The organism is Mycoplasmopsis felifaucium ATCC 43428 (genome assembly GCF_000687775.1).
GTDB classification, from domain to species: Bacteria; Bacillota_I; Bacilli_A; order Mycoplasmatales; family Metamycoplasmataceae; genus Mycoplasmopsis; species Mycoplasmopsis felifaucium.
On sequence record NZ_JHXS01000014.1, the window covers coordinates 1 to 18,672 of the forward strand.

An 18,672-nucleotide genomic window follows, 5' to 3' on the forward strand; every position below is an offset into this window, starting at 1 on the left:
TGTTGTAGTTGATGAGTTTTCTGTATTAGTTGTACTGACATTATTTGTAGATGTATTATCTACTTTTATGTCATCTTTCTTTGTTTCGTTACATGCAGCAGCTACTGCTGGTAATGAAAACATTGTTAATCCTCCAATTAATGGAAGAATTAATTTCTTAAACAATTTCACTTTGATAATTCCTTTCGTATTATTGTTTAAACTTTAATATCTACATTATTTACAAATGTAGATACATTTAATTTTATTTTTTTTTTTTTTTTTTGTAAACTGATATATAGTTAAGATTATGGAAATTTTCACATAAAAAAATATGGCCTAAGCCATATTCGTAATTATTCTAATCCTGATTTGTTTTTAAAAATGATATTAATTGGACAACCAGTTAAATCAATATATTGTCTAAGTTGTTTTTCTAAAAATCTTTGGTAGCTAAAGTGTAAAAAGTTTTTATTATTTACAAAGAACAAGAAGGTAGGAACTTTAGCTTCAGTTTTTCTAACAAAATAAATATTAAGTCTGCCGCCATTATATGGTGCAGCGGGTTGTATCATCTGACTTTCACGAATGATATTTGAAAGAATTGATGGTTTAATATCTCTTTCAAGGTTTTCTTTTACTTTTAACACTGTTTCAATGAGCTTTTGGACTCTTGAACCAGTTTTAACAGATATGAATTCTACAGGCACTCAAGGTACAAAATGGAATCTATTTTTCATTTTCTTTCTAAATTCATCCATTGTGTATTGATTTTTTTCAATTAAGTCCCATTTATTAACACAAATAATAATTGGCTTATTATTTTCTAAGGCATATCCAATAATTCTAGCATCAAAGTGACTTAATTCTTGAGTAGCATCAATTAATACTATAGATAAGTCAGATTCGTCAAGCGATGACATAGCACGCATTAATGCAAAATGTTCAACAGAGTCTTCAATTTTACTTTTTCTAGTGATACCGGCTGTATCAATAATTTCAAAGTCTTGACCATTAATTTGAATCAAACTTTTAACACTATCTCTAGTAGTTCCGGCTATTTCTGAAACTATTGAACGGTTTTCTTTTGCTAAATAGTTTAATAATGAACTTTTACCAGCATTAGGACGACCGATAATTGAAAGTTTAAAATGACTTGTAGTAATATCATCATCTAATGTTAAGTATTTTAAACATTGATCCAATACGTCCCCGACACCATTCCCGTGAAGAGCACTAATTTTGAAAATGTGATCTACACCTAATGAATATCAAGAATGGTCAAAACTTGAAATATTGTCAAGTTTATTTGCAACTACAACAATAGGTTTATTTGATTTTCTAAGCATACTGTAAATCATTAAATCATCATTTGTAACATCACTTGCACCTTCAACCATAAAGATTATTACATTAGCTTCTTCAATAGCTATTTTAGCTTGAATCTTTATTTGTTCTTGAAATGGTCTATTTTCAATTTCAATACCACCAGTATCAATTAAATTAATTTCTTTACCGTTTCAAGTAAATGTTTCATAAAGTCTGTCTCTTGTTACGCCTGGTCTATCAAAAGTAATAGAACTCTTTTTGCCAACAAGCCTATTAAACAGAGTACTTTTACCAACATTAGGTTTTCCGATAATAGCAATTACATTATTTTTCATTTGCAATTCTTTCTTTTGCTAATCTAATAATTTCTTCAACAACTTCATCAAAATCCATTAATGTACAATCAATTTCAATTGCATCAGAAACTTTATGTAATGGGTCAGTTTCTCTATGTGTATCTTGATAATCCCTAGCAATAACTTCTCTTAAAACAATATTAAAGTCAGTTTCAAAACCTTGTTCCTTGTTTTGAATCATTCTTCTTCTTGCTCTTTCTTCAGGCGTAGCATTCAAGAAGATTTTAAGCTCTGCATTTGGCATTAATTTGAATGTTGTATCACGTCCATCCATTATAAAACCTTTATTAGCTTTTGTGACAGCTTGAATAAAGTTCACAACATATTCTCTTACTGAATGATATTGAGCAATAGTTGAAGCGCCTTTAGAAATAATGTCATCTCTAATAACATGTGATACATCTACACCATCTAAATAGATGTGTTCATTTTCGTCAATAGTAATTTTAATATCTTTTAAACTACCTACAATTTTAACTGTATCATCAAAATTAATTCCTTTTTGATAAGCATTCAAAGCAATAGCGCGGTAAACACTTCCACTATTTATAAACGTATAGTGTAACCTTTTTGCAATTTCTTTTGAAACAGTTGATTTCCCAGCACCACAAGGACCATCAATTGCTATATTAATTTTCTTGTTTGTCATATTGACTCCTATGTAAATAAAAAATATATTTATTATTATAAATAAATATATCTAATATGTATTTTATTATTACGAAAATCTAACTATTTACCTAAATCAACAGCATTAACAATAATTTCTGTGGTATTATCAAACGAAACTGTTTGATCGCTAAAAATTGAACCCTCTTCAACTTCTACATCATGATCGATTTCTAATAATCCGCCTAATTGATTTGAATTAAATGATAATTTACGATAAATAATATTTAACGAATCCTTGTGTTTTTTAGGATCAAAAGTATTAATTTTATTTTCCAAAATTTGGCTAAAACTTGAATCAATTAAATCAATTTTATTTGTGTTTTCAAGCGAAATAGTTTCAAGTAGTTGTATAAGCTCAGGGTCGTTTTCAACAATATCTTTTTCTTCTGGTAATAAATTACAAAATTGCAAATAATCAGAAGCAAATTCTTTGTCATATTTTAATAAACTATCAAACATATTTTTGTTTAAATAAGCTTCTTTGTCTGGATACTTTAGCTTTTCAGTTTCTTTTTTATTGTTAAACATATATTTATTATATATGAAAATATAACGTTTTATAGATATAATATCTCCATTAAAAGCACTATAAAACAGCATTTAAAGTGAAATTATAAGTTATTTTAAACTCATAATTTATATTCACGTTTTTTATGTTATTAATAAAAATAAGGAATAAAATATACCTTATGAATATAAGACAAAAATTATCTAAAACACCTTTAGCAGTAAATACCGTAGCACTAGGCTCTATGGGTGTTTGTGCATCATTAACTGTTTTGAGCACAAATATCTATAAAAATGTAAATAATGTAAATTTACCGAATTTTGGATTATGAAGTTTGCTAGCTATACATATTTTATGTATCTCTATTTGTGTTTTTTATTTAACGCTTCTAACTATAAAATACTGTATTTTGGGATTTCAACAAATTAAAACAGAATTGAATGATCCAACAACCGCTGGACCTGTTGCGGTTTCATTGCTTGTATTATGTACCTTAGATAATTCATTCGGTTGAATATATACAAATTTTATAAATAATTTAGCAATTAAATGGTGATTATTATTGACTGTTAATATATATTTAGTTATTGTTGTTTTTTTCCAATTCGCCTATTTTATACTGTTTTTAAAAAGAATTTGATTTAAAAAAGAAAGCTGAAAAGGCGAAATATTTGCATCTTGATTCGTTCCACTTATTGGCATTTCAATTACACCTGGATATGTAAATAACTTAGGTGATATTCTGCCAATAATGTTTTGACAAATTGAATGATTTGTAGGATTTATAGTATTTATAATAATGTATCCATTAGTCTTATATAAATTTTTATTCCACCCTCACGCACATAAAAGAAATATTCCATCAATGGCAATTTATTCATCGCCCGCAAATATGTTAAGTATTGGTTTTCTGGTTGCTTTTGATCCACAAAGATATACACACGAATCATTTATGACAAGCAGCTTAAATAGTGAATATTTTTATCAAGTATTCGCAATTATAATGTTTACATTAGCATCACTAAGTGTTTGCTTGTTCTTGGCTATTTTTACTAAATCAATGATGCTTCATAAATATTCATATTCTTGAGGTTCATTAACCTTCCCTTCATCAATAAGTGCAACAGGATGTGCTTTATATGCTAAATATTTATTTTTTAACTCTCATATAGCCATCTATTGAACATGTATAGCATTTTCTGTTTTAATGTTGTCAATTTCGTTTGCAATTACCTTGTTTGTAAATATTAAATACGCAATAGTTCTAAATAAAATTTTTAGAGGCAAGGAATTAAACGAACATCATAATATAAATAATAATGACAGCAAACCTTTAGAAATTACTTCATTAGATTTAAACAGCGAAATAAAAATGATAAATTAATAAAAACCGTTTCAATTATGAAACGGCATTTTTAATTTTTATTTACTTCTTTAACATACATTTCATTTGTTTTGTCTTTAACATCACAAATTGAATTTGCTAAGGCATCAAAATCACCTTTAGAAAGTTCTGGAATAACCACTTCTAATTTAATAATTAAATCACCTTTTTGGCCTGTTTTATTGGTTAATCCGTGACCTTTAAGTCTGATTATTTGACCATTATTAAATGAACGTTTTAAAGTGTATGTTTGATCTCCATTAGGTGTTGGAACTGTTATAGTTTTTTCTTTAACTATATCAATAAATGACACAGGGAAAGGATTTAGAATAACATCTAAACCTTCACGCTTGAAATATTTATGAGGTCTAACGTGTATAACAACATACATATCACCAACAGGACCACCATTAATACCTTTTTCACCAAAACCATCTAATTTGATTTTGTCACCATCTTTAGCTCCAGGAGAAATAATAACATTTACATTTTTGTCTACTTTTAAATATTGTTTACCTTGACATTCAGAACAAACCTTAGTAATAGTTGTTCCTGCACCATGACATTTTGAACATTCTCCAATCATTTCGGTAATACCAAAAGGAGTTTTTCTTCTTACTTTTTCATGACCTGTTCCATGACATTCTGAACATGTTTTAATATCTTCTTTTTGTGCTCCTAGACCTTGACATTTCTCACAAATAACTCATTTATAGAGTTTTTCTTTATGAACTGTACCTTTAACAATATCTTCAAAATCTACAGTAATATTATTTAATAAGTCTGCTCCTCTAGCTTTTGTAGTTGCCGAGCCTCTTCTCGAACCTCTTGCACCACCAAAGCCGCCAAAAATATCACTAATAATATCTTGGAAATTAAAACCAAAGCCACCAACATCTCCAAAGTCACCCATATTCATATTGAAACCACCCATTTTTGGATTGTCAGTTCCATATTTATCATAGTTAGCTCTTTTAGTTGGATCACTTAAAACTTCATAAGCTTGGTTTAATTCTTGCATTTTTTGATCGCTTGTACCATCTTTTAATTTATCAGGGTGGTATTTCATAGCAAGTTTACGATAAGCAGTTTTAATTTCTTGTTCTGTTGCAGTTTTTGAAACGCCTAGGATTTTGTAATAATCTTTTTCTGAATTTGACATAGTTTAATTTTAGCACAGAAGGCGTTAGTTTGCTAAAAAAATGTTATTTATTAACAAAGTTAATAAGAGTTTAGCAAAACAAATTTTCTAAATCGGCTGTTTCATAGCCATATAATAAAAAATAAGTGCTTTAGTAAGCACTTACTGAAGTATTATTAATCTTCATCTTTAACTTGAATATTACGTTTTTTGATAATTTCGTCAGCAATATTCTTAGGACATTTTTCGTAGTGATCAAATTGCATTTGGTAGTTACCACGACCCGCTGTCATACTACGCAAGTCTGTAGCATAACCAAACATTTCGCTAAGTGGTACTAAAGCACGTAATACGTGTGCACCATCACTTCTTAATTCACTTTCTTGAATTTGTCCACGACGACGAGTTAAATCACCCATAACATCACCGTAGTAATCGTTAGGAACGATAACCGCAACATCCATAATTGGTTCTAAAAGAACTGTTCCAACTAAATCTTTTGCTTTTGTTAAAGCTTTAGAAGCAGCTATTTTGTAAGCTAATTCTGATGAGTCAACATCATGGTATGATCCATCAAATAATGTCGCTTTAACATCAATCATTGGGTATCCAGCAAGAATACCACCAGCCATCTTGTCTTCAAGACCTTTTTGAATTGGTTTAATGTATTCTTTAGGGATTTTACCGCCAACGATTTTGTCGATGAATTCAAATCCACCATCTGGGTTTGGTTCAAATTTAATTCAAACGTGACCATATTGACCTTTACCACCAGATTGTTTAATATGTTTACCTTCAACATCTGCAGTTTTGGTAATTGTTTCACGGTATGAAACTTGAGGAGCACCGACTTTAGCTTTAACACCATGTTCACGTTTTAGACGGTCAACAATAATGTCAAGGTGTAATTCACCCATACCAGCAATAATTGTTTGTCCTGTTTCTTCATCAGTATATGTTCTAAATGTAGGGTCTTCAGCAGCTAATTTTTGTAAACCTAAAGCAAGTTTTTCCATAGCATCTTTTGATTCTGGTTCAAGAGCTTGAGAAATAACAGGTTCAGGGAAAACCATTTTTTCAAGAACGATTTCTGGAGCTTTTTCAGCTATTAATGTATCACCTGTAGTTGTTGATTTAAGACCAACAGCTGCATTAATATCACCTGCATAACATTCATCAACTTCTTGACGGCTGTTTGCGTGCATTTGGATAATACGTCCAATTCTTTCTCTAACACCTTTAGTTGAGTTAAGTACATAACTACCTTTTGTTAATACACCGGCATAAACTCTAAAGAATGTTAATGAACCAACAAATGGGTCTGTCATAACTTTGAATGCAAGTGCTGTAAATGGATAGTCATCTGTAGCAGGCACTTCAATAACTTCTTCACCTTTATGAGCCTTAATTGCAGGGATATCAAGTGGAGATGGTAAGTAATCAACAACAGCGTCGATCATTTTCTTAACACCTTTGTTTTTGAAACTTGTACCACAAACCGCAGGGAAGAAATCTGCGTGAATTGTTGCTTTACGAATCATTGCTTTAAGTTCTTCGTTTGTAGGTTGTTCGCCTTCAAGAACTCTCATCATGAATTCTTCATCATATGTTGCAACAGCTTCAATTAATTCTTGTCTCTTAAGTTGTGCTAATTCAACTAAATCACTAGGAATTTCAATTTCTTTAGCAATTTCTTCAGGTTGTCCATCGTATTCGTAAGCTTTCATTTCAACAAGGTCGACTAAACCTTTGAAGTTTGATTCAGCTCCGATAGGAATTTGAATTGCAACTGCATTAGCATTTAATCTTTGTTTTACTGATTTAACTGACATAAAGAAGTCAGCACCAGCTTTATCCATTTTGTTAACATAAACAATTCTAGGAACTTTATATGTTGTAGCTTGTCTTCAAACTGTTTCTGTTTGAGGTTCAACACCACTTTGGGCATCTAAAACTGTAACAGCACCGTCTAAAACACGTAATGAACGTTCAACTTCAACTGTAAAGTCAACGTGTCCTGGGGTGTCAATAATGTTAATTCTTTTACCTTTTCAAAAGGCTGTTGTAGCGGCTGATGTAATTGTGATACCACGTTCTTGTTCTTGTTCCATTCAGTCCATTTGTGAAGCACCATCGTGTGTCTCACCTAATTTGTGAATTTTACCTGTGTGAAGCAAAATTCTTTCAGTTGTTGTAGTTTTTCCAGCATCAATGTGGGCCATAATACCGATATTACGGTAATCTTCTAATTTATATTGTCTTGACATAATAATCCTTTATTAATTAATAATATTCAGAGATTATTATCATCTGAAGTGTGCAAACGCACGGTTGGCTTCAGCCATCTTGTGTGTGTCTTCACGCTTCTTAATAGCTCCACCTGTTTTGTTTGATGCATCAATAATTTCGTTAGCTAATCTAACATCCATTGTTTTTTCGTTTCTAAGACGTGAGTATTGAACTAATCATCTTAAAGCTAAAGTTTGTTTTCTTCTAGCTGAAACTTCTGTAGGAACTTGGTAGTTTGTACCACCAATTCTTCTTGTTCTAACCTCTAATTGAGGAGTAATATTTTCAATAGCAGTTTGGAAAACTTCTAATGGTTCTTTATTTGTTTTTTCTTTAATGATATTGAAAGCTGAGTATAAGATATCTTGTGCGATAGATTTTTTACCATCTAACATAATTTGATTAATTAATTTAGTAACTAAAACAGAGTTAAAAACTGGGTCTGCAAGTACTTCTCTAATTGGGGCACTGTGTTTTCTTGACATAGTAATATTTCCTTTCTAATTCCTAAATTATTTCTTTTCTCTCTTAGCACCGTATAAACTACGACCTTGTTTACGGTTGTTTACACCAGCTAAGTCTTGTGTTCCACGAACTATATGATATCTAACACCAGGAAGGTCTTTAACTCTACCACCACGAACTAAAACAACTGAGTGTTCTTGTAAGTTGTGTCCTTCACCTCCGATGTATGCTGTAACTTCCATACCATTTGATAACTTAACACGAGCATATTTACGTGATGCTGAGTTAGGTTTTTTAGGAGTCATTGTAGCAACCCTTGTACATACACCACGTTTAAAAGGTGCAGGGAGCTTACGTTCTTCTTTTGTTAATAAGTTGTAACTTAAACTTAAAGCAGGTGCGTTTTGTTTACGAACTTTATCTGCTCTACCGTTTGTTACAAGTTGATTTGTTGTAGGCATCTTTTTCCTTTCTTTTTTTAATGTCCTAATAATTACCTATAAAAATAAGTAGTTCAATTATACAACAACGGAGCCGTGTGTTTCATTTTTTATAAAAATATTTTTAGTAGTTTCAATCTAATTAATAATCAGTTATTTTTTATTAAAAAACACTATTTTACAGTTGTTTTAGATGATAATAAAATTTTAATTTTAATTAAGACAAGACATTTAAAGTGTTTATCTAATTCTTTTAAATAATTTTTATAACGAAAAATTTTAAGATGTCCGTGAAAATTAATAGGTAAAAAAAGAAACTAATTTAATATTCAAAATTATTACACATCAATACATAAACGAATCAAAAGATAACGCAAAAATGTCAACGACTTCCTTAATTAGTAAAATTTATATATGGAAATTTTATGAAACATTGCATCATTAATTAAATATGTATATTAATAAAATATAATTTTAATGGTAGATACCAAAATAATAATGAATTTAATTTTATAAATATCAATGTTAAGGAGTTTTATGAAGGGTTATGCTATGTTAAAAATCGGTTCAGTTGGTTGAATCGAAAAAGAAGCACCAAAATGCGGGCCAATGGATGCGATTATTAAACCGCTCGCTGTTTCACCATGTACCTCAGATATTCACACTGTCTGAGAAGGTGGAATTGGTGAAAGACACAATATGATCTTAGGTCACGAATGTTGTGGAGAAGTAGTTGAAGTTGGTTCAATGGTAAAGGACTTCAAACCAGGAGATAAAGTATTAGTTGCAGCTATTACGCCTGATTGAAATAGTTTAGAAGCACAAAATGGATTTGCTCAACATTCAGGCGGAATGCTATCTGGATGAAAATTCTCAAACTTTAAAGATGGAGTTTTTGCTGAAAGAATTCACGTTAACGATGCAGATGGAAACCTAGCACATATGCCTGAAGGCATGGACTATGGAGTTGGAGCTATGTTAGCAGATATGATGCCAACAGGTTTTCACTCATCTGAATTAGCTAATGTTCAATTTGGTGAAGTTGTAGCTGTATTCGGTTTAGGCCCTGTTGGCTTAATGTGCGTCGCTGGAGCCGCTCTTAAAGGAGCTGGCCAAATTATTGCAATTGACTCACGTCCATTAGTAAACGATATTGCAAAGGCATATGGAGCAACAGACTTTGTTGACTTTAAAAAAGCACCGACCGAAGAACAAATTATGAAATTAACAAATGGTAAAGGTGTTGATAAAGTTTTAATTGCAGGTGGTGATCAATCATTATTCGGTACAGCTATTAAGATTTTAAAACCTGGTGGTATGATTGGTAGCGTAAACTACTTAGGAACAGGCGAATACGTAGAAATTCCTCGTGTTGAATGAGGTACAGGAATGGCTCACAAACACATTCACGGCGGTTTAATGCCTGGTGGTAGATTGCGTCTTGAAAGACTAGCAAGATTAGTAATGAACGGTAAAATTGATCCATCTAAATTAATTACACATCGTTTAGTTGGTTTCGACAAAATTCCTGAAGCATTACAACTTATGAAAGATAAACCTGCTGGCTTAATTAAACCAGTAGTTATTATTGAAGGAAAATAATAAATTAAAAGAGGGTTATCCCTCTTTTTCTTTAATACTATAAAGCAGTATTTTTAGTTAATTCAACCAGTTCTTTTTAACTCTTGTGCAAAACAACCCGGGAAAACCATCTTATATGCACTATTATCCAAAAGGAATAATTTATCATAGTTTAAAATACAGTTTCAATAAGCTTTAAGTTTTTCTTTAATATTTTTGGATTCGCAAATAGAAATAATGTTTTTTCTTTTGATTGCAAAATTATTATCTAAATTATAAATTTCTTGCTTTTTGTTAAAAAGTATTTGATATGGAACCGTATTTGATTGATTTTGAATAATATTTTCAAGTAATCTATGTTTTGGAAGTGAATTACTAAATTTTATTATTTGATTTCTTCTTGTTATAATGAAATTTAGTTCGATAACCGATATTATTGTAGCTAATATAACCAATATTAAATTTGCTGAGCATAAAATAACTTCATTTAGAAAATAATTAAAATTTGAAAATAATAATATAAGCACAACTATAAAATCTGATCATACTCAAATATAAAAAGGTAGTCAGATCGTCAAAAATATTCTAAATATTTTATTAATAAAATTAATATTAACAGATATTTTCGCCTTAAAAAATTCACACGTCATAATTCTAAATTTTAAAATGGGTTGAAGTTTCCGTTGAATTCGTATATTGATTATTTTTTCTGCAAAAGTTATAAATGCTGTTGTAATGAATGATGTAAGTCATAAGTAATAATACATAGTTTATTAACCTAAATTATCTAACTTTGTTTTGTTGGGTAATGATCTAATATATCATTCATTTTCTCTATTTACTTTAGTTAACCCCATAGTATGTAACTCAAACTTAGAAAATTTAAGCATTTCATCTAAAGTTTTAACTTCGCCAGTTTCAAGGTTTTTAAAAATTAAATTTAAACCACCTTTTCCGCCTAATTTGTAAGGTTTATCTAACACAGTTTCATGAAGCACAGTTCACTTTGTTTTTTTAAGATCTCCAATGTTAGCCAATATATTTCTTAATTCTTTCGCAATCACTTGATTTTTTCCGTTTAAGTGAATTAAAAAATAAATATCTTGTTCTAAATCTTCATAACTTCTTTTAAAATCAATTATTGTAAATAATAAAAATATACCGCTCCCTAGAGTTTTAAATTCATCCGTCAATTGTTTCATTCCTTCTGCAATTTTGTCAAATAAATATCCGGAAGCAAAATCCTTTAATTGTTCAAGCACATCAGTAGGGCTAAAATTAGAAACATATGATACTATTTCTAATGTTTTTTCAATTTTTATTAAACTGTTTTTATAGTTATTAATAACATTATCTAGAATAATTTTAGCAACTGAACAAAAAAACGCAACTAAACCCGCAACTGACGCAGAACCGATACCAATAAATGGATTAACAAGAGTCAAAAATCCACCAGCTAATGCTATTCCTAAAGAAATCCATTTTGCAGTATTTAGCGTAGCAGAAAAAGAAACAAGAATATTTAAAATTAACTTGACACGATCAAATTCAGCTTTTTGAGTTTCATAAAATGATTTTAAATGTTCTAGTCTAGATAATATATTTTTGGAAGAAATTTGTCCGTCATCATTTACAGAATATTTATTTTTAGCATCTATTAAGACTCTTTTAATTTTTAGATATTCATCTTTACTATTGTTTTTAAAATTTTTAATAATGCCTTTTGAAGACTCAACTTCAACTTTTTTAAGTTGATATTCAAACAATTTCTTCAAATCTTCAGCACTATAATGATCAAAATTATTTTTTTGGTCTGGATATCTTTTAATTATTTCAATTTTTAATAATTCAAAATTTATAGAATCCACATCAAAATTATATGAAGCAAAAAACTTAAGTATATAGTCATGTATTGTTTCTTCAGTTTGTGCTTGTGAAGCAACTAAAGCTGGCATCATAATTGGTCTAATAAAATCAAATCTCATAATTTAATTATATTAAATTTAATGGTGTAAATATCGCTATAAAAAAGACCGTTCCGTAGAATGGCCTAATTTCATCACCAGTATCCAGCTGATTTAATATTTTTAGCTGCGTCAGTTCATTTTTTAAGAGAATCATAGTTAGCTCTTAACGTGTTTAGCGATACAGATGATGAATCATTTTGAGATTTAGTGTAACTTTCTTTTAATTGATTAATTATACCTGAATATTGATACCAAGTATTATCGCCATTATGTTGTTCTATTTTATCAATTAATTCTTTTGCTTCTGGAAGCAAGGTTGTAATCTCTTGTTGTTTTTGTTGTACTAATGCATTATATTCTTGTTTTTTCAAATTAAATTGTTCATAATTGTTTTTGAACTCTTCTGTTTGTTGTTTAACATATTGAATATTATTTATATCTGTATTAAATCGTCCAGACAAGTATTGCATATCATTTACTTTACTTTCAAATGCATTTTTGATATTTGAAAAGAATGGATCATCAGTATTTTCAAGCAGTTTTCTAGCTTCACCAACTTTAAATGCTAATGGTCTTTTAATTTCCTCTAGATAAACCTTAGCTAATTCGTTATATTTAGTTTCTACAACTTTAGCACTTGAGTTTAAAGTACTTATTAATTCATGACTAGCATCAACTTTTGCTTTTTCATCATTGTATACTTTTCATAATCTTTCAGGCATTCATTTACTAATAGTTGGATGTGTTAAAACCTCACTAATTAGAGCTTCAACTTTTTTATTTTGTGCTACATAATTTGTTTTAGCTACATTAAATTCTTGATCAATTTTTTGTTTTTCTGAATTTGCTTGATTTATAGCACTTTCCATTGCTTTAATTCTAGAATTTAGATCACTAATTGTATATGTTTGATTATCTTGAATATTTTTACTTAAGGTAGTTTCTAATTGTGGAACTACAGTAGTATTTTGTTTATAGTTTACGTCGGTAGTAAATTTATTTTTAAGATCATTCATTTGATTAACTAATTCTTTAATTCTGTTAGATAATCTTTGTTTTTCAGCATTATTTTGTTGAATTTTATTTTCTAACACGCTTATTTTTTGAGTTACATTGTTATTAGCATTTTGGATGTCTGTAATTGGTTTTCCTTTAGTAGCTTTAGCTGAATCAATTGCTTGCTTAAGTTGATTTACTTCATTATGTAAATCAACATCACTTTTATGCTGTTCATAAAGTTGTGTTCCTCTATTTACAGTACTATCTAAAGTTGTTAAAGCTTGCTTAAGTTGGTTCGCTTTAGAAGTTTCATTATTTAAAAATTCTTTTGCTTTATTTAATTTATCTTGAATTTGAGAATATGTATTGGCAGTTGATAGAGTTGGCTTATTATTTGTTGTATCAGCCAATCAAGCAGTTATTTCTGATTGTATTGGAGCATAATCTGAACGATTAGAGCTATATTCAGGCTTACTTAGTAAATTCTGAATTTCAATTGTTTTTGCATTAAATTCGTTAATTAAGTTTGTTTTTTGTTGATTTAACCCGTCAATAGCAGATCTAAATGTGTTTTCAGCTTGTACTAAAGCATTTTTAGCTGAAGATAGATCGTTCGCATTTGCAACGCCTCTTTTTGCTAAAGCTGTATTATAAGCATTTTGCATAGTTTGAATAGCTGAATTAATTTGAGGATCAGTATTTTGAGTTAATAATTGATTTGCATTATTCAATTCAGTATTTAATTCATCAGCTTTAGTTTTTCAATTATTTGCATTATTTAACTCTTGTGTAGCCTTATTGGTCAATTCTTGAAGTTTCACAATTGTAGAAGCTGAATTTTTATCAGATTCTAATGAAGTAATCTTAGATTGAAGATCATTAATAATTGCTGTATATGAATTATTAGAATTAGAATTTGTTAATTCTTGTTTTTTAGTTTTTAGTTGATTAATTGCATTTGTTAATTCTGTTACTTTATTTCTAGTTTCATCAATTTTACTTGTTGAATTAGTTATAGCAGTAGTTAAAGTTTGAACTGCAGCCTCTAATGTTGCATAGTTTGAAGCATTGTTTAAGTTATTAGTTGAAGTCAATGCACTGTTAATAATTTGTTTTGCCTCATTATAATTATTATCATTAGCAATTGAATTTAATTTATTTTGTAGTTCAGTGCGTTTTGCATTAATTTGATTTACAAAATCGTTTTTCTTAGCATTATCAGAATTTAGTTGACCTTGAGCACTTTGAATAGCACTATTTAAGACTGTAGTTGCTTGATTGATGTTTGAAACAAGTGCACTAGTTTCGTGTGCTTTATTATTTTGAGTATAAATGGCATTTTCTAATGTTTGTTTAATATTGCTAAATTTAGGATCTTTAGCTAATTCAGCAACTAATCTTTGTGCTTCTGCTTTTTTAACGTCAAAAGTTGAAAGTGCAATTCTAGCTTCATTGTCTTTATTATTTTTATCTGTTTGAGCCTTATTTATAGCGTTTTTGATTGCGTTTAAGCCATTTTCTAACTCATTCATTGAATTATTAATATTTAATGAATTTGCATTGTTAATAGCAGTTTCTAGATCTCTAACAATATCTGCATAATTAGGATTAGTTTTATATTGATCAATTAATTTTTGAGCTTCTGTTTTTTGTGCACTGATTTTATCTAATTCAACTTGTTTACCGTATTGTAATCCAGAAATAGCAGCTTCAAAATTGTTTAATTTTTCTTGAAGGTTTGAAAGTTCTGATTTAATTGATGTGATGCTATTATCTTTAGCATTATTCGCTGAATTTAATGCTACTTGCAAGTTTTGAAGTTGAGTAGAAATTTCAGTTTTTGCTTGATTTTCATTATATTTAGTTTGAGCTGTATTAATTAAAGCCTTTAATGCTTCATTATCTCTATTGTAAGAATTTTCAATTTTTTTAGCTTCCTCAGTGTAGTTGTTTAATTTTTCTTTAACATTGTTTAATGCTGTTTTAATCTCTGCATCATTGCTAGAAGTTGTTAAATTGGTTAAATTATTTAATTCCGTAGCAATCTTATTAATTAATTCTGAATAGTCAGCCTTATTTTCGTTTTGTTTACCTTCTAATTGTGTTTTTAAAACAGTTAAATCTGATTTCACTTTGTTATATTCATCGATTGAACTTTGTTTGCTTGCATTTAATTCACTTAATTTTGTATTAAAAGCTTGAATAGCTTGACTTAAAATATTCGTATGGCTTTGTAATTCATCTGCATTTGCAGTTAATTTAGCATTATTAGCTGAATTTTTGGCTTCTGTTAATTCTCTAACCGCGTCAGCTATAGCTGGGTCAGTATTTTGAGTTATTAATGAATTTGCTTCAGATATTTTTGCTTCTAAACTATCAGCATTTATTTTTCAAGTATCTATCGTATTAAGCTTGTTTGTAGTGGAATTAGTTAAATCATTAATTTTTTGAATAGTATTTGCAGAAATTTTACTTGCGGAAGAATCATTTACAAAATTTCTTAAATCATTTAATAATGAAGCATATTTATCATTTGAATTTGATGCTTCTAATTCAGCAATCTTACTATTAATTTTGCTTATTTCTGTTTGATAATTTTGAATTGCTGTGTTGGTTTCTAAAAGCTTAGCATCAATATTGTTTTTATCTAATTCTGCTGTTTTAAGAGCATTTTGGAGAATTTCGTGATTTGATTCAGGACCTAAATTATTTAATTTACTAATTGCGTCATTAAGCAATTGAACTGTTTCATTAAAATTAGGATTATTTCTAATTTTGTCTAATTCAGCTGTAAAACTGTCTTTTTGAGCATTTATATCATTAGATAATTTATTCTTTTCAGCAATAATAGCATCATATTGTTTTTTAGCTTCATCATATGCTGTTTTTAAATCATTTGACGCTGTATTGATTACTTCAGGAGAGGCATTTATAGCTTCAGCATTTTGTTTTGTTGTATTTAAAGAATTATTTAAAGTATCCTTAATGTCATCAAATTTAGGATCCTTAGATAACTGAGTTAATAATTCTTCAGTTAAAATTTTTTGATCATCAAATGCTTGTATAGCTTCTGATATTTCTGCATCTTTAGCTTCTTTGTCAGCTTTAGCTTTATTTATTGCATCAGTTAGTGATTGTGATGTGTTTTGTAATTCAGAGAGTGTATTTGTTAATGCAGTTGAATTATTATCAGTTAAAGCTTTTTCTAAAGCATTTACAATGTCTGCATAGTTAGGATTAGTTGAATATTGAGTTTTTAATTTATTAATTTCATTTTTAGCATCATTAATTTTTTCTAATTCTACAGTTTTGTTTGCTTCTAAAGTTTTTTGAGCTTCTTTAAAATTATTTAATGCAGTATTAAGTTCATCGGTTGTTGTTAAAATATCAGCATATTTATGATCTTTAGCTGAATTAGCTGCATCAATTTTATTTTTAAGTTCTTGAAGTTCGTTCGCCAAATCAACATTTGAACTGTTTTCTGTATGTAATTGAGTTGCTTCAGCAATAATAGTTGCTAAATTATCATTAACATTTTTATAATCTTCTTCAGCTTTTTTGGATGCTTCTTCAACTTCGTTTTTAATATTTTTGGCTTGGTTTAATTTTTGAGAAATTTCAGCTAATTTATCATTATTTGTTAATTCAGGTAAGTCATTCAAGTGTTGATCAATTGTTTTTATAACTTCTGAATAGTCAACTGTATCAGTACCTTTTACAACTAATTCATTTTTAAAGTCTTCTAAAGCTTTTTTAGCTTCATTGTATTGATTTATTTCATTAGTTTTTTCTTTATCTAAAATACCTAGTTCAGTAGCAAATTTTTCAATTTCATCCCCTAATTTATCAGTTATAGCTTCTAGTTCTTCGTGTTGTGCTTTACCATTTTTAGCTAAGGCTTCATCATAAGCACTTTGCATATCATGAAGTACGTCTTCAGGGCTGGTTGTTTTGTTATTTTGAATTAAATTATCAGCTTTATTTAAAGAAGCAGAAAGTTCATCAGCTTTATTTTTTCAGTCGTTGAATTTTTCAATAATGCTATTTGCCTTGTTACTTAACTCTTGAATTTTTTCAATAGAATCTGCATTATTTTTGTCGTTTTCTAACTCTTTGATTTTATCGTTTAAGCCCGCTAATAAGGCATCATAAGCAGAATTTGTGCCTTTATTATTTGCATCTAAATAGGTTTTTAAATCTTTTAAGTCATTAATGCCTTTATTCAAGGTCTTAATATTTTCGTTTGCTTCATTAACTTTATTATTTGCGTCAGCTAATGCTTTTTCTAATACGGCAGTTGCATTTTCTAAATCTTCATGATTTGATGATGCAGATAAATTTTTTGTTTTTTCTAAAGCATTTTCAATAATTTTCTTAGCTTCAGAATAATTAGGGTTATTTTGAATTTCATCCAATTTTGCCTGTAAATCAGCTTTTTTAGTATTCACTACATTAGCTAATTCTGCTTTTTCAGCTTTTTTGTTTTCTAATTTATTTTGTGCTAAAACAATAGCATTATTTAATGATTCTGTTGCTGATTTTACATCAGAGATTAATGGATAAACTTGACTAACTATATCATTATTATGACTAAGTGCAGTTTCTAATTCTACTTTAATATCTGCGAATTTGGGATCTGTATTTAATTCAACAATTAAGTTATTAGCTTCTGTCAATTTTGTATTATTTTCATCTTTAGCGTTTTTAAGTTCTTCATCTTTAATAGCTTTGTTTTCAATCGCTTTGTTAATTGTACTTTCAATATTTTTAGTAGCATCAACAATGTCTTTTGATTTTGAGTTTTTGTCTAATAACGCTGATTTATTGATAGGTTCAGCAAATGAATTAATTATGTCTGTATAATTAGGGTTAACCTTAAGCTCCTCCATAAATGTCTCAACAGTTTTCACGCTTTGATGCATTCTAATCAATTTATCATTCTTATCTTTAATTGAGTTATTTATAGCTTCAATTTCAGTTTGCAATTTAATAATATTTTGATTTACCTCTGCTAAAGGTTTGTGAATTGCTTTTTTGCCTTGAGAAATTGATTTTTTAAGATTACTTAATCGTTCAACTAAATCTAAATTAGCTTGATTAGTTTGATCAATTAATTCAGCTTCTTGGATCAATTGTTTTAATTGTTCTCTAGCTGTATCAATACCACTATTCTTTTGATTTCTCATAAGAGCCGCAATTGTTGTAGATGTAGCAGAAATCAATGCAACACCAGTTGCAATTGTTAATCCTGTAAGTACTTTTTTCTTATTTGTAGGCATAATTCTCCAATCTTTTTATTCGCTTATAAAAGCACATAAAAAATTAATATAACTTTTAAAGTATACAGAAATCATTCAAAAACAACACTATTTTTTTTTTTTTTTTTTGTAAATGGTAAAAATTCCATAAATTTGTCAAAATAAAATTCTTTTTGCTATTTTTACAAATTTAATGAATTATTTAATTCTAAAAATGGCATTATTGTACATTCAAGTGCAAAGGCTTTATATTGCAAAAAATGATTTATGGGATATAATTTATTAATAAATTTTAAGGAGTAAA

The 18,672-nt window shown here is 28.8% G+C and carries 12 protein-coding genes; 2 read left to right on the top strand and 10 right to left on the bottom strand.

The window, feature by feature from the left end; genetic code table 4:
- Positions 1 to 335: 335 nt before the first annotated feature.
- The 3 genes from der to T390_RS0102700 form a co-directional block, all read right to left on the bottom strand.
- A complete protein-coding gene (gene der, locus T390_RS0102690) occupies positions 336 to 1,643 on the bottom strand; it encodes a ribosome biogenesis GTPase Der (protein ID WP_027334964.1) in 1,308 nt (435 codons plus the stop codon).
- On the bottom strand, positions 1,633 to 2,313 hold the full coding sequence (gene cmk / locus T390_RS0102695; protein ID WP_027334965.1) for a (d)CMP kinase: 681 nt from the start codon (positions 2,311 to 2,313) through the stop codon (positions 1,633 to 1,635). Before cmk ends, der begins: the two co-directional genes overlap by 11 nt.
- An 83-nt stretch (positions 2,314 to 2,396) precedes the next feature.
- Entirely contained in the window at positions 2,397 to 2,864 is a 468-nt protein-coding gene (locus tag T390_RS0102700) for a hypothetical protein (RefSeq protein WP_156930754.1), read from the bottom strand.
- Between the two features lie 161 nt (positions 2,865 to 3,025).
- Here T390_RS0102700 and T390_RS0102705 point away from each other — a divergent pair, with 161 nt between their 5' ends.
- Entirely contained in the window at positions 3,026 to 4,228 is a 1,203-nt protein-coding gene (locus T390_RS0102705; protein ID WP_027334967.1) for an SLAC1 family transporter, read from the top strand.
- A 31-nt stretch (positions 4,229 to 4,259) separates the two neighbouring features.
- On the opposite strand, the gene T390_RS0102710 is transcribed toward T390_RS0102705, so the two are convergent.
- The 4 genes from T390_RS0102710 to rpsL form a co-directional block, all read right to left on the bottom strand.
- Complete coding sequence (locus tag T390_RS0102710; protein WP_027334968.1) at positions 4,260 to 5,390, bottom strand: DnaJ C-terminal domain-containing protein; 1,131 nt, start codon at positions 5,388 to 5,390, stop codon at positions 4,260 to 4,262.
- A 155-nt stretch (positions 5,391 to 5,545) separates the two neighbouring features.
- A complete protein-coding gene (gene fusA, locus T390_RS0102715; RefSeq protein ID WP_027334969.1) occupies positions 5,546 to 7,636 on the bottom strand; it encodes an elongation factor G in 2,091 nt (696 codons plus the stop codon).
- 36 nt (positions 7,637 to 7,672) lie between these two features.
- A complete protein-coding gene (gene rpsG / locus T390_RS0102720) occupies positions 7,673 to 8,143 on the bottom strand; it encodes a 30S ribosomal protein S7 (RefSeq protein WP_027334970.1) in 471 nt (156 codons plus the stop codon).
- A gap of 27 nt (positions 8,144 to 8,170) precedes the next feature.
- Positions 8,171 to 8,584, bottom strand: coding sequence for a 30S ribosomal protein S12 (gene rpsL / locus T390_RS0102725; protein WP_027334971.1), 414 nt, complete (start codon positions 8,582 to 8,584; stop codon positions 8,171 to 8,173).
- Between the two features lie 516 nt (positions 8,585 to 9,100).
- Here rpsL and T390_RS0102730 point away from each other — a divergent pair.
- Positions 9,101 to 10,165: an NAD(P)-dependent alcohol dehydrogenase gene (locus tag T390_RS0102730; RefSeq protein ID WP_027334972.1), complete on the top strand. Its 1,065-nt coding sequence runs from the start codon at positions 9,101 to 9,103 to the stop codon at positions 10,163 to 10,165.
- Positions 10,166 to 10,218: 53 nt separating this feature from the next.
- Here T390_RS0102730 and T390_RS0102735 read toward each other — a convergent pair whose 3' ends face one another.
- The 3 genes from T390_RS0102735 to T390_RS0102745 form a co-directional block, all read right to left on the bottom strand.
- The gene (locus T390_RS0102735; protein WP_156930756.1) at positions 10,219 to 10,599 is read right to left on the bottom strand and encodes a hypothetical protein; all 381 of its coding nucleotides are present in this window, start codon (positions 10,597 to 10,599) and stop codon (positions 10,219 to 10,221) included.
- Between the two features lie 318 nt (positions 10,600 to 10,917).
- Entirely contained in the window at positions 10,918 to 12,129 is a 1,212-nt protein-coding gene (locus T390_RS0102740; RefSeq protein WP_156930757.1) for a hypothetical protein, read from the bottom strand.
- 65 nt (positions 12,130 to 12,194) lie between these two features.
- Positions 12,195 to 18,389, bottom strand: coding sequence for a hypothetical protein (locus T390_RS0102745; RefSeq protein WP_027334975.1), 6,195 nt, complete (start codon positions 18,387 to 18,389; stop codon positions 12,195 to 12,197).
- Positions 18,390 to 18,672 lie beyond the last annotated feature (283 nt).